The following is a 25,072-nucleotide window of genomic DNA, read 5'->3' as shown; positions in this document are numbered from 1 at the left end:
TGGGCGGTGACTCGGGTACATCATCGGCGGTACCGACCACCCGAGGATGGACGCAGACGTGACGGACAGCGCTGGCACGCCGGCCGACCCCGACCCCGATTCCGAAGGCCCTGAAAGCCCCGGTGGCCCGGACGGCGGCGGCGGTCGGGCCGGCGGATCGAGCGGCGGGGGCGGGCCGTGGACCTGGGCGGCCCGCCCCGAGACCGTGCGCCCCGAGGGCCGCAAGCGGCACTGGGTGCGCTGGACGGCGCTGGGGGCCTCACTCGTCCTCCTGGCCGCTGCGGGCGTCGGCTGGTGGCTGTACCGGAAGCTGGACGGCAACATCCGGACGGACACGAGCGCGGAGGCCGAACTGCGGGCGTACGAGCGGGAGCGTCCCACCGCTCTGGTGACGGACGCCCAGAACATCCTGCTCATCGGCTCCGACAGCCGGGCCGGGGACAACCGGAAGTACGGCCGGGACAACGGCGGGGCGCAGCGCTCGGACACGGTGATCCTGCTGCACCTCGCGGCGGACCGGAAGAGCGCCACCGCCGTGTCCGTGCCCCGGGACCTGATGGTGGAGATCCCCAGCTGCCACGGGTCCGGCGGCAAGGCGACCGGCGCGCGGACCGCCCAGTTCAACTGGGCGTTCGAGATCGGCGGCACGGCCTGCACGGTGCGGACCGTCGAGCTGATGACGAAGATCCGCGTCGACCACCACATGGTGGTGGACTTCAGCGGGTTCAAGGACATGGTCGACGCGGTGGACGGCGTGCAGATCTGCCTCCGGGAGCCCATCGACGACCCGGCGGCGCACCTGAAGCTCCCGGCCGGGCGGCACACGCTCGACGGTGAGCAGGCGCTCGGATACGTACGCGCGCGCAAGTCGCTCGGCAACGGCAGCGACACCGAGCGGATGAACAGGCAGCAGCAATTCCTCGCCGCCCTGGTGAACAAGGTGCAGAGCAATGGTGTCCTGCTCAATCCGGCCCGGCTCTACCCCGTTCTCGACGCGGCCACGAAGTCGCTGACGACGGACGCCGGACTGGACTCGTTGCGCGACCTCTACGGACTGGTCCGCGGAATGCGGAACGTGCCCACGGACCAGGTGCAGTTCCTGACCGTCCCGCGTCGGCCCTACCGGCAGAACGCAAACCGGGATGAATTGGTGCAACCGGATGCGGACCGGCTTTTCGAGCAGCTGCGCGAGGACGCTCCGGTCACGGTCGTACCGGCCAAGAATTCGGGCAACGGACCCGCTCCGGCGAAAAGGCCGGCCACGGCGACCGGCAGGGCGCCCGCCGCGGCCAAGGCGACGCCGAACCCCACTTACTCGGGCACGAATGCTGCGGATGACCTGTGCAAGCGGTAAAGCAATTCCCAAGCGGAACGGCACAATCAGCGTGGAATGACTGGAATGCCCGGTTGTAGGGGTCGTGGAATGTGTCACGCTCGTCGCTGCACTCCGGAGCGGGCGGATAGTGTGACGCGATCCGGTGCGTCCGGCCTTCCGGCCACGCACTTCTGGAACGCAGATTCGGAGCGCCTTTTCGGGGAAGGCGCCTCGCGTGGCACCGACGGAGGACCCAGGCAACCGTGGATGCGCAAAGCCGTGGACGGGACGATATCGACCCCGCGGACCAGTGGGTCCTGAACCCGCAGACCGGCAATTACGAACTGCGACTGAACCACTCCGAAGAGCATTCTTCGCGCGTGGACGAAGGGCCCCGCATTCCGCGCGGCCGAAACGGATCGGATTCCGCGGAACCCCGTCCGGGCGGCCGTCGCCGGGCCCCCTCCCCCGAACCGGGTGAGGACGCGGCACCGCGCGGGGACGAGCGGGTTCCCGGCCAGCGCAGCCGCCGGGCGGGCGGTCCCAAACGCGCGGCGGAGGCCGAGGCCCCGGCGGGGCGCCGCACCCGCAGGGCGAAGAAGAGCGGCAAGAAGAAGTGGCTGGTGTGGACCGGCGGCGTGACGGCGTTCCTCGTCGTCGCCGGCTCGGGCGGCGCGTACGCCCTGTACCGGCACTTCAACGGCAACATAGGCACCGTCGACGTGGGCTCCGCCGGCAACAAGAACGTCACCAGCTCCGGCCCGATGAACATCCTGATCATCGGCACCGACAAGCGCACCGGCAAGGGCAACGAGGGCTACGGCGACGCCGGGAGCGCGGGCCACGCCGACACCAACATCCTCTTCCACGTCTCGGCGGACCGGACCAACGCGACCGCGCTCAGCATCCCGCGCGACCTGGTCATGGACATACCCGACTGCGAGACGAAGCAGGAGGACGGCACCACCGAGGTCATCCCCGGAACGCCGCACGACCGCTTCAACATCAGCCTCGGCCAGGAGGGCCGTGACCCCGGCTGCACCATGCGCACGGTGAAGGAGCTCACCGGCCTCTCGGTCGACCACTTCATGATGGTGGACTTCAACGCGGTCAAGGAGCTCTCCACGGCGGTCGGCGGCGTCACCGTCTGCATGGCGAAACCGATCGACGACCCCAAGTCCCACCTCAAGCTGCCGAAGGGCGAGTCGAAGGTGCAGGGCGAGCAGGCCCTGGCGCTGCTGCGGACCCGGCACAGCTTCGGCAACGAGAGCGACCTGGACCGGATCAAGGTCCAGCAGCAGTTCCTCGGCTCGATGATCCGTCAGATGAAGTCGGACGACACCCTGACGAGCCCCACGAAGCTCTTCAAGCTCGCCAACGCGGCGACCAAGGCGCTGACGGTCGACTCGGGCATCGGTTCGGTGGCGAAACTGACCACCCTCGCCAAGGAGCTCTCCAAGGTTCCGGCGAAGAACATCACCTTCACCACGGTGCCGGTCATCGACAACCCGGACGAGCCGCAGCCGGTCACGGTCGTCGTGCATCCGACCAAGGCCGAGCAGCTCTTCGAGACGATGCGCCAGGACGTCTCCCTCACCGAGGTCGCGGCGCAGAAGAAGGCCGACGCCGCGAAGCAGAAGAGCGCGCAGGAAGCCCTGCTGGACGGGGCGCGGGCGGAACCGGCCGACGTGCGGGTGGACGTGTACAACGGCGGGAAGATCTCCGGTGCTGCCGGAGCCACCGTCAGCTGGCTCCAGCTCGAAAAGGGCGTGGTGAAGTCCACCAACAAGGCCAACGCGCCGGAGAAGATCGACAAGACGACGCTGGAGTACGCGCCCAACCAGGCGGACCAGGCCCGGGCACTCGCCGACATGATGGGGCTGCCCGCCTCGGCACTGAAGCAGGGCACCACGGACGCCGAAGGGCTGGAAGCGATGACGCTGACGCTCGGCGCCGACTTCAAGGGGGCCGGGGTCGCCGTCGACGCACCCGCCACGGCGCCCACCGACATCCAGAGGGCTAGCGCCGACAAGGCGGTGTGCAGCGAGTGAAACCCGTTCGCCGCACCACCGCGAGAGTCTGAGCAGCAGGGGGGGTCCCGTTGGGACGGAACAGTACGCCCGGGGAGGGGACGCGACCACGCGTCCAGCAGGCCGATCAACTCGGCTGGGACGACAGTCTCTACGCCGACGGGGAAGCGGCGGGAGACGGTACGGGGGAAGGCGGGGAGCCGGGTACGGGCGGGGGCACCGTGCCGGGTCAGCGCAAGGGCCACAAGGCCGGCCGCGACGCCGGCGGTCCGTCCCGGCACGCGCCCAGGAAGGGCAAGCGCCGCGTCCTGCGGTGGATCGCCTCGGTGCTCTCCCTGCTGATACTCGCCACCGGCGCGGCCGGTTACGCGTACTACCAGCACCTGAACCACAACATAAAGAAGGAGGATCTGACCCTCGGCGACAAGAAGATGACCGAGCACAAGGCCAACGCGGCCGGTCAGACTCCGCTGAACATCCTGATCATCGGCTCCGACGCCCGCGACACCGCGGCCAACCAGAAGCTGGGCGGCGCGAAGGAGACCTTCAACTCCACGCCCCTCGCCGACGTGCAGATGCTCCTGCACGTCTCGGCGGACCGCAGCAACATCTCGGTGGTCAGCATGCCGCGCGACACCATGCTGAAGATGCCCAAGTGCACAGACCCGAAGACCGGCAAGGTCTACGAGGCGTCCACCTCCCTGGTCATGACCAACACGAGCCTGGGGCGCGGCGGTCCGGGCTGCACGGTCGCCGCCTGGTACGAGCTCACCGGCATCACCATCGACCACTTCATGATGATCGACTTCGCCGGTGTGGTGTCGATGGCAGACGCCGTCGGCGGCGTGCCCGTCTGCGTCGACGCCAACGTCTACTCGCACACCAGCAAGGGTGCGGGCTCCGGCCTCAAGCTGAAGGAGGGCACCACCTCCATCAAGGGCAAGCAGGCCCTCCAGTGGCTGCGCACCCGGTACGGCTTCGAGGACAACACGGACCTGGGCCGGGAGGAGGCGCAGCACCAGTACCTGAACTCGATGGTCCGCGAGCTCCGCAAGGGCACCAAGCTGACCGACCCCGGGAAGCTGATGGACCTCGCCGAGGCCGCGAGCAACGCGCTCACGGTCGACAAGGCCCTCGACCCGAAGGGGCTGTACGACCTGGCGGGGGAACTCAAGAAGGTCCCGTCCAAGCGGATCACGATGACCACCATGCCGAACGTCTACGGCACGGGAGAGCTCAAGGACCGGGTCCTTCCGAAGCCGGGTGACGCCGAGCAGCTGTTCCGGATGGTGCGGGACGACGTCGCGCTCGACGGCAAGGCGTCCAAGCCCGCGGCGACGGCCTCGCCCACGCCGACGGACCCGTCCGCGCCGGTGGACGAGATCGCCGTGACGGTGCGCAACGCGACCGCCGACGACTCGCAGGGTCCTGCGTCCGGCCGCGCCGGTGCCGTACGGGACCTGCTCAAGGACGCCGGATTCGTCCGGGCCGCCCTGGACTCCTCGGACATCACCGGCTCGGCGCGGACCAGCGTCCTGTACCCGAGCGCGGACCTGGAGGGCGACGCCCAGGCCGTCGCCAAGGCGCTCGGCATCCCGATGTCGCTGGTGAAGCAGTCGACCGACGTCTCCGGGATCTCCCTGGCGGTCGGCGCCGACTGGCGCGACGGGGGCAGCTACCCCGCCGCGAAGGACGACAAGACCCCCGAATCGGCGAAGGCCCTCAACGGCGACGACGAGGGGGCGTGCATGCACGTGAACCCGGACTTCACCTGGTAGGCACGGGAGTACGGACACGAGGGAGGGGCTCCACCGTCGCGGTGGAGCCCCTCCCTCGTCCGTACGGCCCGTGCGGGCGGCCCCGGCGGGCGGCCGTCAGGCGGTCTGCTCGCTCAGCGAGGGACGGCGGCCGGCGATGACGCGGCGGGCCAGCGACCGCGGGCTGGTGAGGAACCCCCAGCCCCAGGACATGTGCATGGTGGCGAGGGCGACCGGGATCTGCGCGCGGGCCTTCAGCGACAGCCCCTTGCCCGCGGGCAGCGATCCCGCGGTGATGGCGGCGGCGTAGGCGGCCGGGACGAGGAAGGCCCAGGGGGTGACCGCGGCGCCGACGACGATGCCCGCGGCGATGGCGCAGACGGCGGTCGGCGGGGCGAGGTAGCGCAGGTTGATCGAGCCCGCGTGGTAGCGGGCGACGACGTGCCGCCAGCGGCCGTAGTCCTTGTACTGCTTGGCGAGCGCCCGCACCGAGGGGCGGGGGCGGTACTGGACCTTCAGCTCGGGCGAGAACCAGATCAGACCGCCGGCCTCGCGGATGCGGAAGTTGAGCTCCCAGTCCTGGGCCCGGATGAACTCGACGTTGTACCCCTCGGCCCTCTCCAGCGCCTCGCGGCGGAAGACGCCGAGGTACACGGTCTCCGCGGGGCCCGCCTGGCCGCCGGTGTGGAACGCGGCGTTGCCGACGCCGATCTTCGAGGTCATCGCCGCGGCGACGGCGTCCTCCCAGGCGTTCTCGCCCTCGGCGTGCATGATGCCGCCGACGTTCTGCGCGCCGGTCTCCTCCAGGAGGCGGACGGCGGTGGCGATGTAGTCGGGCGAGAGCATGCCGTGTCCGTCGACCCGCACCACGATCGGGTGGCGGGACGCCGCGATGGCGGCGTTGAGGGCGGCGGGGGTGCGCCCCGTGGGGTTGGGGACGGTGTGGACGCGGGAATCCTCGCGCACCAGTTCGGCGGCGATCTCGTCGGTGCGGTCCTTGGACGGGCCGAGCGCGATCACCACCTCCATCTCACCGGCGTATTCCTGTTCCAGGATGTGCCGGACCGAGTTCCTCAGGTGCCGCTCCTCGTCGAGCACCGGCATGATCACTGAGACGGCGGGGTAGTGCGCGGCAGACATGTGGTCCTCGGGGGGTCCTCGGGGGCGCCGGACTCCGGGTCGCACCACGGGAGACGGCGGTTGTTCGACAGGTGGTGCGCGCGGCCACGTTACCGCTTACGGGGGACAACGGCGCGTCCCGCCGGGTCGCAGCCCGGAAAGGAGATCGTATGGACTTACCGTACGGACGGTCTGCCCACGCCCAGGAGGTTTCCCCCTCGTGACCACGCCGCCCAGGCCGCCCCGTCCACCGCATCCCCGGCGCACACCGCCGCGGCGCGGTCCGGCGCCGTCCAGGAGGACGCCGAGATCGCGGCGGCAGGACGAGCGGCCCCGCTGGGGGATGCGGGTGGCGACGGGACTGTCGGTGCTGGTGCTCGGCGCGGGCGGCATCGGTCACGCGGTGGTCACCGGGCTGGAGACCGGCATCGACCGGGTGGACCCCTTCCGGGACATGAAGAACCGGCCCCCCGGGAGCCGCGGGACGAACCTGCTGCTCGTCGGCACCGACGGGCGCGACAGCATCACCCCGGCGGAGAAGAAGAAGTACCGGCTCGGCGGCGCCCCCTGCCACTGCACCGACACCCTCATGCTGGTGCACCTCTCCCAGGACCGGCGGCGGGCGAGCGTGGTGAGCCTGCCGCGCGACAGCTACGCCGTGATCCCCGCGCACACGGACGGCACGACCGGCAAGCGGCACGCCGCGCACCCCGTGAAACTGAACGCCGCCTACGCGGAGGGCGGGCCGAACCTGACCGTGCGCACCGTGGAGCAGCTGACCGGGGTCAAGATCGACCACTACCTGGAGGCGGACTTCACCAGCTTCATGAAGACGGTGGACGCGCTGGGAGGCGTGGAGATCTGCACGGTACGGCCGCTCAAGGACGCGTACACGGGGCTGGACCTCCCGGCGGGAACCCACGCGCTCAACGGCGGCCAGGCCCTCCAGTACGTCCGCTCCCGGCACATCGACGGGGCGGCCGACCTGGGGCGGATGCAGCGGCAGCAGAAGTTCGTCGCGGCGGTGATCGAGCGGGCGACCAGCAAGGGGGTGCTGCTCAACCCCGTGAAGTTCCAGCAGGTCGTCTCCGCGATGCTGGGGTCGGTACGGGCCGACGAGGGGTTCGGCACCGAGCAGATGCTGGAGCTGGGGTCGGCGATGCGCGGGTTCACCGCCGCCTCGTCGGAGTTCGCCTCCGTCCCGGTGGGCGACCCGAGCTTCCCGGTCAAGGGGATCGGGTCGACCGTGAAGTGGGACACCGCGCGGGCGAACGCCCTGTTCCAAACCCTGCGCGAGGACAAGCCGCTCACCGCCGCGAAGCCGTCCACCTCCCCGGCGGAGTCGAAGGCGACGGTGGTGGACGTGGCGCCCCAGCAGATCCGGGTCCAGGTCTACAACGGCACGCCGCGCGCGGGTCTCGGCAAACAGCTGGACGACGCCCTGCGCGCCACCGGGTTCAACACCACCGCGGCGCCCCTCAACGGCACGGTCCGCGACCTCGCGCGCACCCTGATCACCTACGACCCGCGCTGGGACCGCTCGGCGAAGTCGCTGGCCACGGCGTTGCCCGGCAGCGAACTGCGGGCGGCGCCCGGCCAGGGCGCCACCCTGCGGGTGACGGTCGGCGCGGACTGGACGGCGGTGGTCCCGGTGCGGGCGGAGACCGTACCCCGGGGCACGTTCCACGCCGTCACCGGCGACGAGGTCGTCTGCCCCTGAGCCGCGCCGCGCGGCGCCTGCCGCTGAGCCCCGCGGTCAGGGGCTCGTCGGCGGCCGGGATCAGTCCTCGTCGACGCGGCCGGGCCCGGATCAGCTCTCGTCGATGCCGTCCGCGGCCCGCTGCTCGCGCAGCTCCTTGATCGCACGGCGCCGGGCGAGGCGGTGCGTCCGGCGGATCTGGGCCTCCTGGTGGCGCCGCTTGTCGCGCTCGGTGCTGGGGATCACCGGCGGTACGGGCCGGGGGCGGCCGTCGGCGTCGACGGCGGCGAAGACGAGGTAGGCGCTGCCGACCTGCTGGGCGGGGGTCGACTCGTTCCACCGCTCGGCCATCACCCGAACCCCGACCTCCATGGAGGAGCGGCCCGTCCAGTTCACCTGGGCGCGTACGTGCACGAGGTCGCCGACCCGGACCGGCTCCAGGAAGACCATCTCGTCCATCGAGGCCGTCACGGCGGGGCCGCCCGAGTGCCGGCCGGCCACGGCCCCGGCCGCGGTGTCCACCAGCTTCATGATCACGCCGCCGTGCACCGTACCCAGCAGGTTGGTGTCGCTGCCGGTCATGATGTGGCTGAGGGTGGTGCGGGACGCCTCGGTGGGCTTGCCGGGGATCTCACCGACGCCGCCGCGACCGTCACCGCCGTCCGTGGGGTTCTGGGAACGGCTTCCGTCCTCGGGGCTGCTTTCGTCCTGGGGGCGATTGGCCAGTTTTGTCATACCGTCCACTGTATGCGGCCGATGCGTGACCGAATTTGCATCAGCTTCGCAACAGCCCTGAACCGTTTCTTCTCACACCCTGTGATCCGCGCACCCAGGGGCGGCAGACTGGTCCGCATGAGTGACAGGCCCGGATGGAACGACGAAAGCGACCGCTACGGCCGGGGCAGCGCCTCCCCCGAGCCCGAGGGTGCGCGCTCCATGCCCCGTGTCCAGCGACGCCCCGCCCCGCCGCGCGCTCCTCAGGTGCCGCCGCAGGGCCCCGGGTACCAGGACCAGGGCCGCCAGGGCCAGGGGTACCAGGGCCAGGGCCGGGCGCGTCAGGGGTACGGCACCCCCGGGGCGCCCCAGCGCGACGCGTACGACCGCGACGCGTACGACCCGTACGGCCAGGGCGGCCAGGCCGGGACCGGGTACGACAGCGGCTACAACACCGGCCAGGTCTACAGATCGCCCCAGGGACCTGGCCAGGGCCACGGGCAGGGGCCGGGCGGCGGCCGTGGCGGGCGCGGCGGTGACGGCGGATACGTCCAGGGCCGGCCCGCGCCGGACTGGCGGCGCCGGATCAAGATCGGCGCGCTGGCCCTGGTGGTCGTCGTGCTGGCGGTCTCCGTCTCGACGTACTTCTGGGCGGACTCCAAGCTCAAGCGCGAGGTCGACCTCTCCAAGGTCATCGACCGCCCGGACGCGGGCGACGGCACCAACTACCTGATCGTCGGTTCCGACAGCCGCGAGGGCATGACGGCCGAGGACAAGAAGAAGCTGCACACCGGCTCCGCCGAGGGCAAGCGCACCGACTCGATGATGATCCTGCACAACGGGTCGAACGGGCCGACGCTGGTCTCGCTGCCCCGCGACTCGAACGTGGAGATCCCCTCGTTCGTGGGCTCCGAGTCGGGCAAGAGGTACGAGGGCACCGGCCGGACCGTGAAGCTGAACGCCGCCTACGCGGAGGACGGCCCGGAGCTGCTGGTGCGGACCGTCGAGTACAACACCGGGCTGCACATCGACCACTACGTCGAGATCGGTTTCGGCGGCTTCGCCAACATCGTGGACGCGATCGGCGGGGTCGAGCTCGACATCCCGAAGGCGTTCAAGGACAAGAACTCCGGCGCCGACTTCCAGGCGGGCAAGCAGACGCTCAACGGCGAGCAGTCCCTCGCCTTCGTCCGCACCCGCTACGCCTTCGCGGGCAGCGACCTGGACCGTACGAAGAACCAGCAGAAGTTCCTCGCGGCCCTCGCGAGCCAGACGGCGACCCCGTCGACGCTGATCAACCCGTTCAAGCTGTACCCGGTGCTGGGCGCGGGCCTCGACACCCTCGTCGTGGACAAGGACATGTCGCTCTGGTCGCTGGCCCGGATGTTCTTCGCGATGAAGGGCGTCACCGGCGGCGACGGCACGTCGATGAACATCCCGCTCTCCGGGCAGAGCACCGGCGGGGGCAACCTCATCTGGGACAAGGCGAAGGTCAAGCAGCTCGTGGAGCAGCTGAAGAACGACGAGAAGGTCACGGTGCAGGGCAGCTGAACCTCCGGTCGCGACGGAGCCGGGACCCCGGTCGGGGTCCCGGCTCGCGTGCGTCTCAGGGGTCCGTGCGTCTCACGGCGCTCGCGTGCGTCTCAGGGGTCCGTGCGTCTCACGGGCCCGTGGCGGCCGGAGCGCGTCAGTTGAAGCCGAAGCCCCTGGGCAGCGGCTCCTGGTGGAAGAGCCCGACCGGGACGGCGGCGGCGAGCGCCCCGTATCCCGCCGGGTTCAGGTGCAGGTGGTCGGGGTCGCTGTACGCGGTCAGGATCTGGCGCGGTTTTTGCGGGTCGCGGACCGCGCGGTCGAAGTCGACCACGCTGTCGAACCGGCCGCTGGTGCGGATCCAGGCGTTGACCTTCTGCCGTGCCCGCTCGCGGTACCCGTCCGGGTCGTCGTAGTCGGTGTTGCCGCCGAAGGGCGTCAGCGTCGCCCCGTAGACCCGGATGCCCTGGGTGTGGGCCCGGACGATGATCTGGTCGTAGGCGGCGATGAGGTCGTCCGCCGTCTTCTGCTGGGCGGCCTCGGTGGCCTCGGCCGTACCGATGTCGTTGACGCCCTCGAAGACGAGGGCCCACTCGACGCCGCTCTGCGCCAGGACGTCGCGGTCCACCCGGGAGAGGGCGTTGGGGCCGAGGCCGTCGTTGAGCACGCGGTTGCCCCCGGCCGCCTGGTTGAGGATCGCGGTACCGGCCGTGTCCGGGCGCGAGCGCAGCCGGTCGAGGAGCTGGTCCGGCCAGCGGTTGTTGGCGTCGGTGGTGGAGCCCCGGCCGTCGGTGAGCGAGTCGCCCACGATGACGGCGGCGGCGGTGGTGTCCGGGGACCAGACCTCGACGCCGCTGAGGAAGTACCAGTGGGCGGCCGAGGCGGCACCTGCCAGGTCCTCGTCCCGCACGTGGTCGCCGGCGAGCATGTACGAGGTGGTCCGTGAGCCGGGGTGCGAGGTGATGCTGTTCGACGCCTGCCCGTCCGCCAGGTACACGGTCACGGTGAGGTTCGTCCCGGGCGCCACGTCGAAGTCCAGCGGGTCCGAGACGACCTGCGAGCCCACCGGGACGACCGCCGAGGCGCTGCCGCCGAACGTCACCTTCCGGGAGGTCGCGGGCTGGATCGCGCTGGCTCCGGCCCGGCCCCCGGCGGGCAGCGCCACCGACACCGAGGTAAGCGGCAGCGCGGCACCGCCGAACGCGTTGGAGAACCGCAGCCGCACCTGCTTCCCGCCGACCGACACATGGACGGTCTGCCGCAGGGTGGCGTCGTCGAGGACCTTGCCGTCCTGGTTGAACGGGGCGGGCGGCATGTTGTTCGGTTCGGTCAGCTGCGGCATGGACGTCCAGGTGTTCACCCAGTGCGTCCCCGCCTGCCGGGCGTGCGCGGCGGCGCTCCGCCCGCTCCCGCCGTTCCCCGACGGGTGCGCTCCCGTGTCCGCGGCCCCGGCGGCTCCCACGGCGACACCGGTGGCCAGGGTGGCCGCGAGCGCCACCGTCACGGCCAGACCGGTCTTCGAAACTTTTCGAGCCATGGACTGCTTCCCCTCGGACGGAGTGATCCCTTGCACGCTTCGGCGGTGACGGTAAACGGGGCGTTTCCTGGGTGTCAATGACTCTCGCACGATCCGATACAGCGCGTGAACTCCTCGAAAGTTTCGACGAGTTGGGCATATGGGGACAGGTCATGGAAGAAGCGGACGGGGGGCGGAAGCCCTCGCCTTCTCGCAGCAGCCACCGGTCGAAGGCCGCGCGGGCCTCCCCCGGCGCGACGAGGTCGCCCGGTCCGATCCCACGCGGAAGGCCCCCGGCGCAATATCCGCACCAGGGGCCTTCCGACTGCTGCCGCTTCGCCGTTACGGCAGGTTGCGGGCCATGACGATGCGCTGGACCTGGTTGGTGCCCTCGTAGATCTGGGTGATCTTGGCGTCGCGCATCATGCGCTCGACCGGGTAGTCGCGGGTGTAGCCGTAGCCGCCGAGGAGCTGGACGGCGTCGGTGGTGACCTCCATCGCGACGTCGGAGGCGAAGCACTTGGCGGCGGCGCCGAAGAAGGTCAGGTCGCCGTCGACGCGCTGGGACTTCGCGGCGGCGCTGTAGGTCAGCTGGCGGGCGGCCTCCAGCTTCATCGCCATGTCGGCGAGCATGAACTGCACGCCCTGGAAGTCGGCGATCGGCTTGCCGAACTGCTTGCGCTCCTGGACGTACCCCTTGGCGTAGTCCAGGGCGCCCTGGGCGATGCCGAGCGCCTGGGCCGCGATGGTGATGCGGGTGTGGTCCAGGGTCTTCATCGCGGTGGCGAAGCCGGTGCCCTCCTCGCCGATCATGCGGTCGGCGGGGATGCGGACGTTGTCGAAGTAGATCTCGCGGGTCGGGGAACCCTTGATGCCGAGCTTCTTCTCCGGGGCGCCGAAGGAGACGCCCTCGTCGGACTTCTCCACGACGAACGCGGAGATGCCCTTGGAGCGCTTCGTCGGGTCGGTGACCGCCATCACCGTGTAGTACTCGGAGACGCCCGCGTTGGTGATCCAGCGCTTCACACCGTTGAGGACCCAGAAGTCGCCGTCGCGCACGGCCTTCGTCTTCATCCCGGCGGCGTCCGAGCCCGCGTCCGGCTCGGAGAGGGCGTACGAGAACATCGCGTCGCCCTTGGCGAGCGGGCCCAGGTACTTCTTCTTCAGCGCCTCGGACCCGGAGAGGATCACCGGCAGCGAGCCGAGCTTGTTGACCGCGGGGATCAGGGAGGACGACGCGCAGGCGCGGGCCACCTCCTCGATCACGATGACCGTGGCGAGCGCGTCGGCTCCGGCGCCGCCGTACTCCTCCGGCACGTGGACCGCGTGCAGGTCGGCCGCGACCAGGGCGTCCAGCGCCTCCTGCGGGAAGCGGCCCTCCTCGTCCACCGCCGCCGCGAACGGGGCGATCTTCGCCTCGGCGAGCGACCGGATCGTCTCGCGGAGCATGTCGTGCTCCTCGGCCGGACGGTAAAGGTCGAAATCGGTCGAACCCGCCAAGACGCTCACTCCCCAAAGACGCTAACTACCGTTCAGTAACCCAGATTTTAGTCCCGGCCCCGCGCGATGGCCTACGCGGCGGAGGCGTGAGCTTGACGACAGCGCGTGGCAGAGCGGTCGCAGCCGCACCCAGGACAGCGGGGGGAAGTCGCAGATAAGGGGCACATCGGGCGGAAATGGCGGCCGGACGGCCCCGACTATGCTCGGCGAGGCACGTCCGTCCGTTTCATCCAGGAGCACCCATGGCCCTCAGGATCACTGTGATCGGCACCGGCTACCTCGGCGCCACCCATGCCGCGGCCATGGCGGAGCTGGGCTTCGAAGTGCTCGGCCTCGACGTGGTGCCGGAGAAGATCGAGCTGCTCTCGGCGGGCCGGGTCCCGATGTACGAGCCCGGTCTTGAGGAGATCCTCCAGAAGCACGTGGCGGGGATCCCCGGCTCCACCGGGCGGCTGCGGTTCACCACCTCCTGGGAGGAGGTGGGCGCCTTCGGCGACGTGCACTTCGTCTGTGTGAACACCCCGCAGAAGCACGGCGAGTACGCCTGCGACATGAGCTACGTGGACAGCGCCTTCGCCTCGCTGGCCCCGCACCTGACCCGCCCGGCGCTGGTCGTCGGCAAGTCCACCGTCCCGGTCGGTTCGGCGGTCCGGCTGGCGGAGCTGCTGGCCGGCCTGGCCCCCGTGGGCGCGGACGCGGAGCTGGCCTGGAACCCGGAGTTCCTGCGCGAGGGCTTCGCCGTGAAGGACACCCTGCACCCGGACCGGATCGTCGTCGGGGTGGAGAGCGAGCGGGCCGAGAAGCTGCTCCGCGAGGTGTACGCCGTTCCGGTCGCCGAGGGCTCCCCCTTCGTCGTCACCGACTTCCCCACCGCCGAGCTGGTGAAGACCTCGGCGAACTCCTTCCTCGCCACCAAGATCTCGTTCATCAACGCGATGGCCGAGGTCTGCGAGGCGGCCGACGGCGACGTGGTGAAGCTGGCGGAGGCAATCGGGTACGACGAGCGGATCGGCTCGAAGTTCCTGCGGGCCGGCATCGGCTTCGGCGGCGGGTGCCTGCCCAAGGACATCCGGGCGTTCATGGCGCGCGCCGGTGAGCTCGGTGCCGACCAGGCGCTGACCTTCCTGCGCGAGGTGGACTCGATCAACATGCGCCGCCGGGGCCACATGGTGGAGCTGGCCCGGGAAGCGGTGGGCGGCAGCTCGTTCCTGGGCACCCGGGTGGCCGTGCTGGGCGCGACCTTCAAGCCCGACTCGGACGACGTGCGCGACTCGCCCGCGCTGAACGTGGCCGGGCAGATCCACCTCCAGGGCGGGCAGGTCACCGTGTTCGACCCGAAGGGCATGGAGAACGCCCGCCGCCTCTTCCCGACCCTCGGGTACGCGGAGTCCGCGCTGGACGCCGTGCGCGGCGCGGACGTGGTGCTGCACCTGACGGAGTGGCGGGAGTTCCGGGAGCTGGACCCGGTGGCGCTGGGCGAGGTCGCCGCGCACCGCATACTGCTGGACGGCCGCAACGCCCTGGACAGCGCGGTGTGGCGGGCGGCCGGCTGGACGTACCGGGCGATGGGCCGCCCGACCGCCTGATCACCGCCCTCCCCCGGAGCCCCGCGTACGCCGAGAGGCCGCACCCGACGGATCGGGGCGGCCTCCCGGCGTGGTCGCGGACGGGCGTCAGGCCTGGGCCTTGCCGTCCAGCTGCTCGATGGTGGCGTGCGACGGGCTCCGGCGGAACTGGAGGTCGCGGGCGACCGCTTCCGCGTCGCGCAGCACGCGGACCGCGTTGCGCCAGGTGAGCTTGGCGAGGTCGGCCTCGGACCAGTTGCGGCGCAGCAGTTCCGCGATGAGGTTCGGGTAGCCGGAGACGTCGCCCAGGCCCTCGGGGAGGAACGCGGTGCCGTCGTAGTCGCCGCCGATGCCGATGTGGTCGACGCCGGCCACCTCGCGCATGTGGTCGAGGTGGTCCGCGATGGTGGCGACGGTGGCGACCGGGCGCGGGTTGGCCTCTTCGAAGTCCTCGTGGATGCGCATGGCCTGCGGGGACGTGTCGAGGTGGTGCAGCCCGTGGTCGCGCATGTTCCGGTCGGCCGCGAGCGTCCACTCGACGGCGGCCGGGAGGACGAACTTGGGTACGAAGGTGGCCATCGCGACGCCGCCGTTGTCGCGCAGCTGGAGCAGCACGTCGTCGGGGACGTTGCGCGGGTGGTCGCAGACGGCGCGGGCCGAGGAGTGCGAGAAGACGACGGGCGCCTCACTGGTGGCGATGGCGTCGCGCATGGTGCCGGGTGACACGTGCGAGAGGTCGACGAGCATGCCGCAGCGGTTCATCTCGCGTACGACCTCGCGGCCGAACTCGGAGAGTCCGCCGAGGCGGGCGACGTCGGTCGCGGAGTCCGCCCAGTCGAGGTTGTCGTTGTGCGTCAGCGTCATGTAGCGGACGCCGAGGGTGTGCAGGGCACGCAGGGTGGCGAGCGAGTTGTTGATGGAGTGGCCGCCCTCGGCCCCCATCAGGGAGGCGATACGGCCCTCGGTGCGGGCCGCCTCCATGTCGTCGGCGGTCAGCGCCCGGCGCAGGTGCGCGGGGTAGCGCGTCTGCATCTCGCCGACGATGTCGATCTGTTCGAGGGTGGCGCTGACGGCCTCGTCGCCGGCGAGGTCGGTGCGCACGTACACCGACCAGAACTGCGCGCCGACGCCTCCGGCACGGAGCCGGGGCAGGTCGGTGTGGAGGAAGCCGGTCTGGTCCTGGGCGATGTCACGGGCGTTCAGGTCGTAGCCGGCCTGTTCGCGCAGGGCCCACGGGAGGTCGTTGTGGCCGTCGACGACGGGGTGGACGGCGAGCAGATCCCGGGCCCGTCGCAGGTGGTCCGCGTGGTTCGTGTGGTTCGCGTGGTCCATGGGGCTGCCTGCCTACTTCCCGAAGCCGAAGGATCCGGAGCCCTCGACCTTGGCCCGCAGCCGCCGGCCCTTCTCGGTGGCCTGTTCGTTCAGTTCGCCGAGGAAGGTGGTCATCCGCTCGCGGAGCTCCTCGTCGGCGGTGGCGAGGATGCGGGCCGCGAGGAGACCGGCGTTGCGGGCGCCGCCGACGGAGACGGTCGCGACCGGGATGCCCGCGGGCATCTGGACGATGGAGAGCAGGCTGTCCATGCCGTCCAGGTACTTCAGCGGTACGGGGACGCCGATGACGGGCAGCGGGGTGACCGAGGCCAGCATGCCCGGCAGGTGGGCGGCGCCGCCCGCGCCCGCGACGATCGCCTTCAGGCCGCGGCCGGCCGCCTGCTCGCCGTACGCGATCATCTCGCGGGGCATGCGGTGGGCGGAGACGACGTCCACCTCGTACGCGATGCCGAACTCGTCCAGGGCCTGGGCGGCGGCTTCCATGACGGGCCAGTCGGAGTCCGACCCCATGACGATGCCGACCACGGGTGCGGTGCGCGGGTCTGTCATTCGGTGATCGTCCCTCGTAGGTAGTCGGCCGCGTGCCGGGCGCGCTCCCGCACGTCCGTCAGATCGTCGCCGTAGGTGTTGACGTGTCCGACCTTGCGGCCGGGCTTCACGTCCTTGCCGTACATGTGGATCTTGAGCTGCGGGTCCCGGGCCATGCAGTGCAGGTAGCCCTGGTACATGTCGGGGTAGTCGCCGCCCAGGACGTTGCACATGACCGTCCAGGGGGCGCGCGGGCGCGGGTCGCCGAGCGGCAGGTCGAGCACGGCGCGGACGTGGTTGGCGAACTGCGAGGTGATCGCGCCGTCCATGGTCCAGTGCCCGGAGTTGTGCGGGCGCATGGCCAGTTCGTTGACGAGGATGCCGGGTGTCCCGTCGGCGGCACGGGTCTCGAAGAGTTCGACGGCGAGGTGGCCGACGACTCCGAGCTCGGCGGCGATCCGCAGGGCCAGCTGCTGGGCCTCGCCGGCCAACTTCTCGTCGAGGCCGGGGGCCGGGGCGATGACGGTGTCGCAGACGCCGTCGACCTGGACGGACTCCACGACGGGGTAGGCCACGGCCTGGCCGTGCGGGGAGCGGACGATGTTCGCCGCGAGCTCGCGGGTGAAGGCGACCTTCTCCTCGGCGAGGACCGGGACTCCGGCGCGGAAGGGCTCGGCGGCGTCCGCCTCGGAGCGCACCACCCAGACGCCCTTGCCGTCGTAGCCGCCGCGGACCGTCTTGAGGATCACCGGGTAGCCGTCGCCCTCGCCCGCGAAGGCGGTGACGTCGGCGGGGTCGGTGACGATGCGGTGGCGGGGGCAGGGCACGCCGAGCTCGGTGAGCCGGGCCCGCATCACCCCCTTGTCCTGGGCGTGCCGCAGAGCGTCGGGGCCGGGGCGCACGGCGATGCCGTCGGCCTCCAGGGCCCGCAGGTGCTCGGTGGGCACGTGCTCGTGGTCGAAGGTGATCACGTCGCAGCCGCGCGCGAAGGCGCGGAGGGTCTCCAGGTCGCGATAGTCGCCGACGACGACCTCGTTCACCACCTGGGCGGCCGAGTCCTGCGGGGTGTCACTGAGCAGCTTGAATGTCAGGCCGAGGGGGATGCCCGCCTCGTGGGTCATGCGGGCGAGCTGACCGCCGCCGACCATGCCGACTACCGGGAACGTCACGCCCCCAGGGTATCCGCCGTCCAGGTGCCCCTTGACTCTGGCCCGAAAGGGCCCCCGGTGGCGTGGACCCGTCGTCGCTGGACAGGTGCCCCGAGGCCCGGGGCATCACACGGCCGGGCTGGTTAGCATGAACGCGTTGACGAAACCGACCGGACGGGGCTGACGATCATCATGGGCGAACGGGGCGCACTGCGGACCCGGCTTGATCGGCTGGCCCGGGAGGTCGCCAAGTTCGGCGTGGTCGGCGCGCTCGGGCTGGTGGTCAACATCGCGGTCTCCAACCTGATCTGGCGCACCACGGACATCCCGACGGTGCGGGCCGGGCTGATGGCCACCTGTGTGGCCATCCTCTTCAACTACGTGGGGTTCCGGTACTGGACCTACCGGGACCGCGACAAGAGCGGCCGGACCCGTGAGCTGGTGCTGTTCCTGCTGTTCAGCGCCGCGGGCGCGGTGATCGAGACGGGCGTGCTGTACGCGGCGACGTACGGCTTCGGCTGGGACAGCCCGGTGCAGAGCAACGTCGCCAAGGTCGTGGGCATCGGGATCGCCACGCTCTTCCGCTTCTGGTCGTACCGCACCTGGGTGTTCAAGGCGCTCCCCGAGCAGGAGGCCGTGGTCGTCGCGGAGCGGTTTCCCGGACGGCGGAAGCCCTCGGAGCCGGTAGCGCCGGACACCGTGACGAACTGACGCCCCCGGTCGTCGAAGAGCCCCGCCCGGTCCCGCGCTCAGCGGACCGGGCGTACCTGTTCCTCGGGGGTGCGGGCGACGCTGCCGAGGAAGAGGGCGAAGACGGGCGGCTGCTGCTGGAGGAGTTCCAGCCTGCCGCCGTCGGCCTCGGCGAGGTCGCGGGCGACGGCGAGACCGATGCCGGTGGAGTTGCGCCCGCTGATGGAGCGTTCGAAGATCCGTGCCCCCAGGTCGGCGGGGACGCCCGCGCCCTCGTCGGTGACCTCCACGACGACCTGGTTGCCGGTGACGCGGGTGCGCAGCGCGACCGTGCCGCCGCCGTGCATCAGCGCGTTCTCGATCAGGGCGGCGAGCACCTGGGCGACGGCTCCGGGGGTGCCGACCGCCCGCAGGCCGTGCCGGCCGGAGCGGACGACGGCGCGGCCCTCGCCGCGGTAGGCGGGGCGCCACTCCTCGATCTGCTGCTTGATGACCTCGTCCAGGTCGAAGACGACGGCGGAGCCGGTGCGCGGGTCCCGGGCGTTGGTCAGCAGCCGCTGGACGACGTCGGTGAGGCGCTCGACCTGGGTGAGGGCGATGTTCGCCTCCTCCTTCACCGTGTCCGGGTCGTCGGTGACGGAGATTTCCTCGATGCGCATGGAGAGCGCGGTGAGCGGGGTGCGCAGCTGGTGGGAGGCGTCGGCCGCGAGCCGTCGCTCGGCCGTCAGCATCCGGGCGATCCGCTCGGCGGAGGCGTCGAGGACGTCGGCGACCCGGTCCAGTTCGGGCACCCCGTACCGCTTGTGGCGGGGGCGCGGGTCGCCCGAGCCGAGGCGTTCGGCGGTCTCGGCGAGGTCGGTGAGCGGGGAGGTCAGCCGGTTGGCCTGGCGTACGGCGAGGAGGACGGCCGAGACGATCGCGAGGAGGGCCACCGCACCGATGATCAGCAGGGTGCGGCCGACCTCGCGGGTGACGGCGGAGCGGGATTCCTCGACGGTGACCCGCTCGCCCTCCTCGCCCTCCACGACGGAGGTGATGGCGTTGTCGCCGGGGCGCGTGCCGACCTCGATGGGCGCGCGGCCGGGGAGCTCGACGCGGGCGTACCGGTCGCCGACGACCTGTTCGTCGAGTACGGCGGCGGTGATCCGTTCCTCGCCCAGCAGCCGGCTCTCCACGACGCTGATCAGGCGCAGCGCCTCGGAGTCCACGCTCTCCTGGGCGCTGTTGCTGATGGTGCGGGTCTCCACGAGGACCAGGGAGATGCCGAAGACGGCGATCACCACGAGCACCACGGAGAGCGTGGAGTTGATCAGTCGGCGGCGCATGGGGTGCTTCTGCCCGTCAGCTTTCTGTGCTCGTGGGGCCGTGTCCGTCTTCTCGTGCCCGCGGGGCCGTGTCCGTCGGCCACGACCCGGATCCCTCGGCCCGTCAGCTCTTCTCGAAGCGGAAGCCGACGCCGCGGACGGTCGCGATGTAGCGGGGGTTCGCCGCGTCGTCGCCGAGCTTCTTGCGGAGCCAGGAGATGTGCATGTCGAGGGTCTTCGTCGACGACCACCAGGTGGTGTCCCAGACCTCGCGCATCAGCTGGTCGCGGGTGACGACCCGGCCGGCGTCCCGGACCAGTACCCGCAGGAGGTCGAACTCCTTGGCGGTGAGCTGGAGCTCCTCGTCGCCCATCCAGGCGCGGTGCGACTCGACGTCGATCCGTACGCCGTGGGTGGCGGGCTGCGAGGCGGGCTCGGCGGCGCCGCGCCGCAGCAGGGCGCGGACGCGGGCGAGGAGTTCCGCGAGCCGGAAGGGCTTGGTGACGTAGTCGTCGGCGCCGGCGTCCAGGCCGACCACCGTGTCGACCTCGTCGGCGCGGGCGGTCAGCACCAGGATGGGCACGGCGTGGCCGTCGGCGCGCAGCCGCCGGGCCACTTCGAGGCCGTCCATGCCGGGCAGTCCCAGGTCGAGGACGACGAGGTCCACGCCGCCCTGGAGTCCGGCGTCGAGCGCGGTGGGGCCGTCCTGGCGGACCTCGACCTCGTAGCCCTCCCGACGCAGGGCGCGGGCCAGTGGCTCCGAGATGGACGCGTCGTCCTCGGCGAGCAGTACACGGGTCATGGGGTGATGGTAGTCCGCAAGGAAGGCCCGGAGTGAGGCGTGCGAAAACGCCTTCGACTCAGACACCCATCCCCCTCAAGACCTTCGAATGATCGACTACGGTTCCACTCTCACCTGTGATCGATGTCTCATACTCTTCCATATGGTGCAAGGTCGTGTCGTATGGTGTTGCGACGCCTGTTGCACTAATGGGGACCTTTGGGCAGCGTTTCGCGCCGAAGGTCCCTTTCATGTGCGGGCTGGTACCCGCCAGTCTTGTAACGAGTGAATGACCTGTGGGCCGGGCCCGGAGCGCGAAGAAGCGCGCCGGGTGTGGATCCCGATGCGGTCGGTCCCCCGTCTCCGTACCTCTTCCCAGAGGCCGGAAGGCGGAGCGAATCCCCTTCCAGGCGAGGGGCAGGGCCCTGAGCGCGCCGGTGCCGGCCACCCCCCACCGGACGTACCCCGCTTCCACGGCGGTGCGTCCCCATGCAGCAAGGATCGACCATGGCGTCCAGCCTGACGAAGGAAACCGCCGGCCAGACCGGCGGGGCGACCTTCTTCGGCCACCCCCGCGGCCTGGCCACGCTCTTCATGACCGAGATGTGGGAGCGTTTCTCCTACTACGGCATGAGGGCCCTGCTCCCCCTGTACCTGATCGCTCCCAACGGGCTCCACATGAACCCGGCCACGGCGACGGCGATCTACTCGGTCTACCTGTCGCTCGTCTACCTGCTCGCCATGCCCGGCGGCTGGTTCGGCGACCGGGTCTGGGGTCCGCGCAAGACGGTGGCCATCTCCGGTGCGGTGATCATGGTCGGTCACCTCGTCCTGGCCCTGCCCTCCGAAGGCACGTTCTTCGCCGGACTCGGTCTCGTGGCCATCGGTTCGGGCCTGCTGAAGTCCAACATCTCGACGATGGTCGGCCACCTCTACGACGGCCCGGACGACCCGCGCCGCGACGGTGGCTTCACGATCTTCTACATGGGCATCAACCTCGGTGGCTTCGTCGCCCCCCTGGTGATCGGCACCATCGGTGAGAACGTCAACTGGCACCTGGGCTTCGCCCTGGCCGCGGTCGGCATGGGTCTGGGTGTCCTCCAGTTCATGCTCGGCAGCCGCCACCTCGACGCCCGCAGCTTCGAGACCCCGAAGCCGCTCTCGGCCGCCGAGCGCGCCACCACCCTGCGCAAGTCGATGATCTGGCTGGGCATCGCCGCGGTCTTCTACATCATCACGGTCGCCACCGGCGTCTACACGCTGAACTGGCTGCTGGTCCCGATCACCGTCGCCGGTCTGGTCATCCCGGTGATGGTCCTGGCGCGCATCAAGCGCGACAAGGAGCTGAACAGCACCGAGCAGCGCAAGGTCTCCGGCTACATCTGGTTCTTCGTCGCCGCCGCGCTCTTCTGGATGATCTACGACCAGGGCGGCTCGACGATGGCCATCTTCGCCGAGGACTCGGCGAAGAACTCGGTGTTCGGCTGGGAGTTCCCGGTCTCCTGGTACCAGTCGGTCAACCCGGTCCTGATCATGGCCCTGGCCCCGGTCTTCGCCGCCTTCTGGATGGCACTGAACCGCCGCGGCAAGGAGCCGAGCACGATCGTGAAGTTCAGCTCCGGCCTGGTGCTGGTCGGTGCGTCGTTCTTCCTCTTCCTGGCGCCGCTGACCATCGCCTCCGACGGCCACCAGGCCGCCGCGATGTGGCTGGTCGCGATCTACTTCGTGCAGACCGTCGGTGAGCTGACGCTCTCCCCGGTCGGCCTCTCGGTCACCACGAAGATGGCTCCGGCCAAGTACGCCAGCCAGATGATGGGTGTCTGGTTCCTCGCGGTCACCGCGGGCGACTGCACCACCAGCCTGCTCTCCATCGCGGGCGTGGACCTCAACGGCACCGGGATCGTCACCCTGCAGGCCGCGCTCGCGGCACTCGCGGGTGTCGCGATCTTCATGTACCGCGGCAAGGTGAAGGCCCTCATGGGCGACGTGCGCTGACGCACACCCCGTAACGACGGCGGAGGGCCGCCGCACCGATCACTCGGTGCGGCGGCCCTCTGTCGTCGTCCTGGCCTGTCGTGCGGAAGTCCAGGCCCCGCCCCTACGCGGGTGCGGCCAGCTCCGCCCAGACGGTCTTGCCGGGTGCGTCGGGGACGCGTACGACGCCCCAGTCGAGGCAGAGCCGCTGCACGATGAACATGCCGTGGCCGCCGGGGCGGCCGGCCCGGTGCGGGGTGCGCGGAGCGGGCTGCCCCGCGCCGTTGTCCGTGACCTCGATGCGCAGCACCTTGGAGGTGGCTCCTATCCGGAGCTCCTCGGGGCCGCCCGCGTGCAGGCAGGCGTTGGTGACCAGCTCGGAGACGACCAGCAGGACGTCCTCGGCGGCGGCGCGGCGGTCGGCGCCCTCGGCGGGCAGCCAGCCCCACTCGTGCAGGGCCTCGCGTGCGAAGTCGCGGGCCAGCGGGACGATACCGGTGGCCTCCCGCAGAGAGAGGGTGCGCCACTGCCGGTCGGCCGGGACGGCTGCGGACGGGTCCGCTCCGTCCGGCTCGCGGCCGAGGCCGCCCGGCGGATGCTGCCGGGTGGTGCTCATCAGCGCTTCACCTCACCGATTCACCGAGTCGCCATCGAACAGATACAGGTCAGATTCCGGGGTGCGGGCCCCCGTGGTTCCGCCGGGTCTTCTCCTGCCCGGCGGGGCCCCGACGACACCCGATCCGGCCAGTGGATCGCGTGACACGTGGGACGCGCGGGGTGGCCGGGGGTGGTGCGGGAGGGGCACCTCAGGTGCCCAGGGCGTCTTGGACCGTGGCGTGGACGGTGAAAACCGCCTCGGCGCCGGTGATCTCGAAGACCCTGGCGACGACGGGCCGCATGCCGGCCAGGTGGACCTCCCCGCCGGCCTCTTCCGCCTGGAGGCGGGCGCCGAGCAGGACGTTCAGCCCCGTGGAGTCACAGAACTCAAGTCCGGAGCAGTCGACGACCAGGCGCGTGCGCCCCTGCTCGACCGCACTCTCCAGAGGTTCGCGCAGCAGATCGGCGGTGTGGTGATCGAGCTCACCCACCGGCGTCACGATCTCGCTGCCGCCCTCCGTCCGGGTCTCGACCTGAAGTCTTCCCCGGTTCGTACTGCCGACCGTCCCGCGGTCCATGCCGTCCCTCTTCACCGTTGGTCAGTGGGGCCTCGTGCGACGTCTCCGCCGCCCGCATTCCAGTGTCCGCGCGCATGCCGCGACCTGCGCGAAACATTACGCGGTCCGTCGGTCCCGCGGTAGCGGGAGATCTCAACAAACCGGACATAACGGCTAATTGGAGCTTGTCACTCCCGCCGTCGAGCAGGTAAGGGTAGAGGGACACCTGCTTCATCCACCCCTTACCGGCTACGGAGGCGCCGCTTCACCGCAGCGACACGAACGGCTTCGGCAGCCTGTGCCGAGACACTGGAGGAGAACCATGTCACCCCGGCTCGACGGTTCGCGTACCCACGACGCGGCGTCGGCATGTCCTCAGGGACCGACCAATTCCGACTCCCCTGCCGTCGGCGCCGTACCCGGCCCGCGCAGAAGCTCCGACGGCACCGCCGCCGGAGGCACCACCTCCCCCGCCGCCCCCACCGGCGAGGAGGCCACCCTCGGCGAAGAGGACCCCATCGGCGACGGCTTCGAAGGTCTCGAAGGACTTCCCGAGATCCCTTCCCCCGCGACCCTCGGAGCGCTGGACGCCCGCGCGCTGTCGAAGACGCTCTTCGAGCGGCTCGGCACCCTGGAGGAGGGCACCCACGCCCACGCGTACGTACGCAACACCCTGGTCGAGCTGAACCTCGCGCTCGTGAGGTTCGCCGCCGCCCGGTTCCGTACCCGCAGCGAGCCGATGGAGGACATCGTCCAGGTCGGCACCATCGGCCTGATCAAGGCGATCGACCGGTTCGAGCTGAGCCGGGGCGTCGAGTTCCCGACCTTCGCCATGCCGACGATCATCGGCGAGATCAAGCGTTTCTTCCGCGACACCAGCTGGGCCGTGCGCGTGCCGCGCCGCCTCCAGGAGCTGCGGATCGACCTGGCCAAGGCGGGCGACGCGCTGTCGCAGCGGCTGGACCGCGCGCCGACCACCGGCGAACTCGCCGAGCACCTCGGGCTGACCCGCGAGGAGGTCGTCGAGGGGCTGACCGCGAGCAACGGCTACAGCGCCGGTTCGCTGGACGCCCAGCACGACGAGCACGAGAGCGAAGGCTCCCTGGCGGACCGCATCGGCTACGAGGACCACGGGCTGGAGGGGATCGAGTACATCGAGTCCCTCAAGCCGCTCATCGCCTCGCTGTCGGACCGCGACCGACTGATCCTGTCGCTGCGCTTCGTCACCAACCTGACCCAGTCGGAGATCGGCGAGGAGCTCGGCATCTCCCAGATGCACGTGTCCCGCCTGCTCTCACGGACGCTGGGACGGCTCCGCGCGGGGCTGACCGTCCAGGAGTGAGCGACGCGCTCCTTCCGCGCGTGCGGCCGTCCGGAGATCTCCGGACGGCCGCCCCCCGGCTGGTATAAAAAAAA

Annotated in this window: 20 protein-coding genes; 9 read left to right on the top strand and 11 right to left on the bottom strand. The window is 70.8% G+C overall.

Annotated features, from left to right (window positions below):
• Positions 1-46: 46 nt before the first annotated feature.
• The 3 genes from ACFWEE_RS27965 to ACFWEE_RS27955 all read left to right on the top strand — a co-directional run bounded on the left by ACFWEE_RS27965 (position 47) and on the right by ACFWEE_RS27955 (position 5,123).
• Positions 47-1,354, top strand: coding sequence for an LCP family protein (locus ACFWEE_RS27965; protein ID WP_386893216.1), 1,308 nt, complete (start codon positions 47-49; stop codon positions 1,352-1,354).
• Between the two features lie 224 nt (positions 1,355-1,578).
• Complete coding sequence (locus tag ACFWEE_RS27960) at positions 1,579-3,366, top strand: LCP family protein (protein ID WP_386893214.1); 1,788 nt, start codon at positions 1,579-1,581, stop codon at positions 3,364-3,366.
• Between the two features lie 50 nt (positions 3,367-3,416).
• Positions 3,417-5,123: an LCP family protein gene (locus ACFWEE_RS27955; RefSeq protein WP_386893212.1), complete on the top strand. Its 1,707-nt coding sequence runs from the start codon at positions 3,417-3,419 to the stop codon at positions 5,121-5,123.
• Positions 5,124-5,219: 96 nt separating this feature from the next.
• Here the strand turns inward: ACFWEE_RS27955 and ACFWEE_RS27950 are convergent, their stop codons facing one another.
• Positions 5,220-6,242, bottom strand: coding sequence for a glycosyltransferase family 2 protein (locus tag ACFWEE_RS27950; RefSeq protein WP_386893210.1), 1,023 nt, complete (start codon positions 6,240-6,242; stop codon positions 5,220-5,222).
• A gap of 322 nt (positions 6,243-6,564) precedes the next feature.
• On the opposite strand from ACFWEE_RS27950, the gene ACFWEE_RS27945 reads away from it, so the two are divergent.
• A complete protein-coding gene (locus ACFWEE_RS27945; RefSeq protein ID WP_386893209.1) occupies positions 6,565-7,941 on the top strand; it encodes an LCP family protein in 1,377 nt (458 codons plus the stop codon).
• Between the two features lie 90 nt (positions 7,942-8,031).
• Here the strand turns inward: ACFWEE_RS27945 and ACFWEE_RS27940 are convergent, their stop codons facing one another.
• On the bottom strand, positions 8,032-8,655 hold the full coding sequence (locus ACFWEE_RS27940; protein WP_386893207.1) for an acyl-CoA thioesterase: 624 nt from the start codon (positions 8,653-8,655) through the stop codon (positions 8,032-8,034).
• 117 nt (positions 8,656-8,772) lie between these two features.
• Here ACFWEE_RS27940 and ACFWEE_RS27935 point away from each other — a divergent pair, with 117 nt between their 5' ends.
• Entirely contained in the window at positions 8,773-10,185 is a 1,413-nt protein-coding gene (locus ACFWEE_RS27935; protein ID WP_386893205.1) for an LCP family protein, read from the top strand.
• Positions 10,186-10,321: 136 nt separating this feature from the next.
• On the opposite strand, the gene ACFWEE_RS27930 is transcribed toward ACFWEE_RS27935, so the two are convergent.
• Both ACFWEE_RS27930 and ACFWEE_RS27925 read right to left on the bottom strand, forming a co-directional pair.
• On the bottom strand, positions 10,322-11,701 hold the full coding sequence (locus tag ACFWEE_RS27930) for an SGNH/GDSL hydrolase family protein (protein ID WP_386893203.1): 1,380 nt from the start codon (positions 11,699-11,701) through the stop codon (positions 10,322-10,324).
• Positions 11,702-12,022: 321 nt separating this feature from the next.
• Positions 12,023-13,180, bottom strand: a complete 1,158-nt coding sequence (locus tag ACFWEE_RS27925) for an acyl-CoA dehydrogenase (RefSeq protein ID WP_386893249.1) — start codon at positions 13,178-13,180, stop codon at positions 12,023-12,025.
• A gap of 242 nt (positions 13,181-13,422) precedes the next feature.
• Between ACFWEE_RS27925 and ACFWEE_RS27920 the strand changes: the two genes are divergently transcribed.
• Entirely contained in the window at positions 13,423-14,766 is a 1,344-nt protein-coding gene (locus tag ACFWEE_RS27920) for a UDP-glucose dehydrogenase family protein (RefSeq protein WP_386893201.1), read from the top strand.
• Positions 14,767-14,853: 87 nt separating this feature from the next.
• Here the strand turns inward: ACFWEE_RS27920 and ACFWEE_RS27915 are convergent, their stop codons facing one another.
• The 3 genes from ACFWEE_RS27915 to ACFWEE_RS27905 are packed head-to-tail and all read right to left on the bottom strand — an operon-like array spanning position 14,854 to position 17,774.
• Positions 14,854-16,077, bottom strand: coding sequence for a dipeptidase (locus ACFWEE_RS27915; RefSeq protein WP_386893199.1), 1,224 nt, complete (start codon positions 16,075-16,077; stop codon positions 14,854-14,856).
• Positions 16,078-16,089: 12 nt separating this feature from the next.
• Entirely contained in the window at positions 16,090-16,626 is a 537-nt protein-coding gene (gene purE / locus ACFWEE_RS27910) for a 5-(carboxyamino)imidazole ribonucleotide mutase (RefSeq protein WP_327176131.1), read from the bottom strand.
• Entirely contained in the window at positions 16,623-17,774 is a 1,152-nt protein-coding gene (locus ACFWEE_RS27905) for a 5-(carboxyamino)imidazole ribonucleotide synthase (protein ID WP_386893197.1), read from the bottom strand. The genes purE and ACFWEE_RS27905 overlap by 4 nt, the downstream gene beginning before the upstream one ends.
• A gap of 171 nt (positions 17,775-17,945) precedes the next feature.
• Here ACFWEE_RS27905 and ACFWEE_RS27900 point away from each other — a divergent pair, with 171 nt between their 5' ends.
• Positions 17,946-18,464 carry a GtrA family protein gene (locus ACFWEE_RS27900; protein ID WP_386893195.1) on the top strand — a complete coding sequence of 173 codons (519 nt, stop codon included), beginning with the start codon at positions 17,946-17,948 and terminating at the stop codon, positions 18,462-18,464.
• Between the two features lie 38 nt (positions 18,465-18,502).
• On the opposite strand, the gene ACFWEE_RS27895 is transcribed toward ACFWEE_RS27900, so the two are convergent.
• The gene (locus tag ACFWEE_RS27895; protein WP_386893193.1) at positions 18,503-19,768 is read right to left on the bottom strand and encodes an ATP-binding protein; all 1,266 of its coding nucleotides are present in this window, start codon (positions 19,766-19,768) and stop codon (positions 18,503-18,505) included.
• A 103-nt stretch (positions 19,769-19,871) separates the two neighbouring features.
• Positions 19,872-20,549, bottom strand: a complete 678-nt coding sequence (locus tag ACFWEE_RS27890; protein WP_386893191.1) for a response regulator transcription factor — start codon at positions 20,547-20,549, stop codon at positions 19,872-19,874.
• Positions 20,550-21,035: 486 nt separating this feature from the next.
• On the opposite strand from ACFWEE_RS27890, the gene ACFWEE_RS27885 reads away from it, so the two are divergent.
• Positions 21,036-22,523 carry an oligopeptide:H+ symporter gene (locus tag ACFWEE_RS27885; protein WP_386893189.1) on the top strand — a complete coding sequence of 496 codons (1,488 nt, stop codon included), beginning with the start codon at positions 21,036-21,038 and terminating at the stop codon, positions 22,521-22,523.
• Positions 22,524-22,626: 103 nt separating this feature from the next.
• Here the strand turns inward: ACFWEE_RS27885 and ACFWEE_RS27880 are convergent, their stop codons facing one another.
• Positions 22,627-23,118, bottom strand: coding sequence for an ATP-binding protein (locus tag ACFWEE_RS27880; RefSeq protein ID WP_386893187.1), 492 nt, complete (start codon positions 23,116-23,118; stop codon positions 22,627-22,629).
• A 190-nt stretch (positions 23,119-23,308) separates the two neighbouring features.
• On the bottom strand, positions 23,309-23,677 hold the full coding sequence (locus tag ACFWEE_RS27875; protein ID WP_386893185.1) for an STAS domain-containing protein: 369 nt from the start codon (positions 23,675-23,677) through the stop codon (positions 23,309-23,311).
• Between the two features lie 301 nt (positions 23,678-23,978).
• Between ACFWEE_RS27875 and ACFWEE_RS27870 the strand changes: the two genes are divergently transcribed.
• Entirely contained in the window at positions 23,979-24,998 is a 1,020-nt protein-coding gene (locus ACFWEE_RS27870) for an RNA polymerase sigma factor SigF (protein WP_386893184.1), read from the top strand.
• Positions 24,999-25,072 lie beyond the last annotated feature (74 nt).

The sequence above is a fragment of the Streptomyces sp. NPDC060184 genome (assembly GCF_042728795.1).
GTDB lineage: Bacteria > Actinomycetota > Actinomycetes > Streptomycetales > Streptomycetaceae > Streptomyces.
Note: the sequence above shows the minus strand (reverse complement) of the source record. Positions and strands in the feature narration are given on the sequence as shown.

Excerpts from the sequence above, each read along its gene's own strand:
- ACFWEE_RS27965 (WP_386893216.1), top strand. The coding sequence starts at position 47 with ATGGACGCAGACGTGACGGACAGCGCTGGCACGCCGGCCGACCCCGAC.
- ACFWEE_RS27950 (WP_386893210.1), bottom strand. The coding sequence starts at position 6,242 with ATGTCTGCCGCGCACTACCCCGCCGTCTCAGTGATCATGCCGGTGCTC.
- ACFWEE_RS27945 (WP_386893209.1), top strand. The coding sequence starts at position 6,565 with ATGCGGGTGGCGACGGGACTGTCGGTGCTGGTGCTCGGCGCGGGCGGC.
- ACFWEE_RS27940 (WP_386893207.1), bottom strand. The coding sequence starts at position 8,655 with ATGACAAAACTGGCCAATCGCCCCCAGGACGAAAGCAGCCCCGAGGAC.
- ACFWEE_RS27935 (WP_386893205.1), top strand. The coding sequence starts at position 8,773 with ATGAGTGACAGGCCCGGATGGAACGACGAAAGCGACCGCTACGGCCGG.
- ACFWEE_RS27930 (WP_386893203.1), bottom strand. The coding sequence starts at position 11,701 with ATGGCTCGAAAAGTTTCGAAGACCGGTCTGGCCGTGACGGTGGCGCTC.
- ACFWEE_RS27920 (WP_386893201.1), top strand. The coding sequence starts at position 13,423 with ATGGCCCTCAGGATCACTGTGATCGGCACCGGCTACCTCGGCGCCACC.
- ACFWEE_RS27915 (WP_386893199.1), bottom strand. The coding sequence starts at position 16,077 with ATGGACCACGCGAACCACACGAACCACGCGGACCACCTGCGACGGGCC.
- purE (WP_327176131.1), bottom strand. The coding sequence starts at position 16,626 with ATGACAGACCCGCGCACCGCACCCGTGGTCGGCATCGTCATGGGGTCG.
- ACFWEE_RS27900 (WP_386893195.1), top strand. The coding sequence starts at position 17,946 with ATGGGCGAACGGGGCGCACTGCGGACCCGGCTTGATCGGCTGGCCCGG.
- ACFWEE_RS27895 (WP_386893193.1), bottom strand. The coding sequence starts at position 19,768 with ATGCGCCGCCGACTGATCAACTCCACGCTCTCCGTGGTGCTCGTGGTG.
- ACFWEE_RS27890 (WP_386893191.1), bottom strand. The coding sequence starts at position 20,549 with ATGACCCGTGTACTGCTCGCCGAGGACGACGCGTCCATCTCGGAGCCA.
- ACFWEE_RS27885 (WP_386893189.1), top strand. The coding sequence starts at position 21,036 with ATGGCGTCCAGCCTGACGAAGGAAACCGCCGGCCAGACCGGCGGGGCG.
- ACFWEE_RS27880 (WP_386893187.1), bottom strand. The coding sequence starts at position 23,118 with ATGAGCACCACCCGGCAGCATCCGCCGGGCGGCCTCGGCCGCGAGCCG.
- ACFWEE_RS27875 (WP_386893185.1), bottom strand. The coding sequence starts at position 23,677 with ATGGACCGCGGGACGGTCGGCAGTACGAACCGGGGAAGACTTCAGGTC.
- ACFWEE_RS27870 (WP_386893184.1), top strand. The coding sequence starts at position 23,979 with ATGTCACCCCGGCTCGACGGTTCGCGTACCCACGACGCGGCGTCGGCA.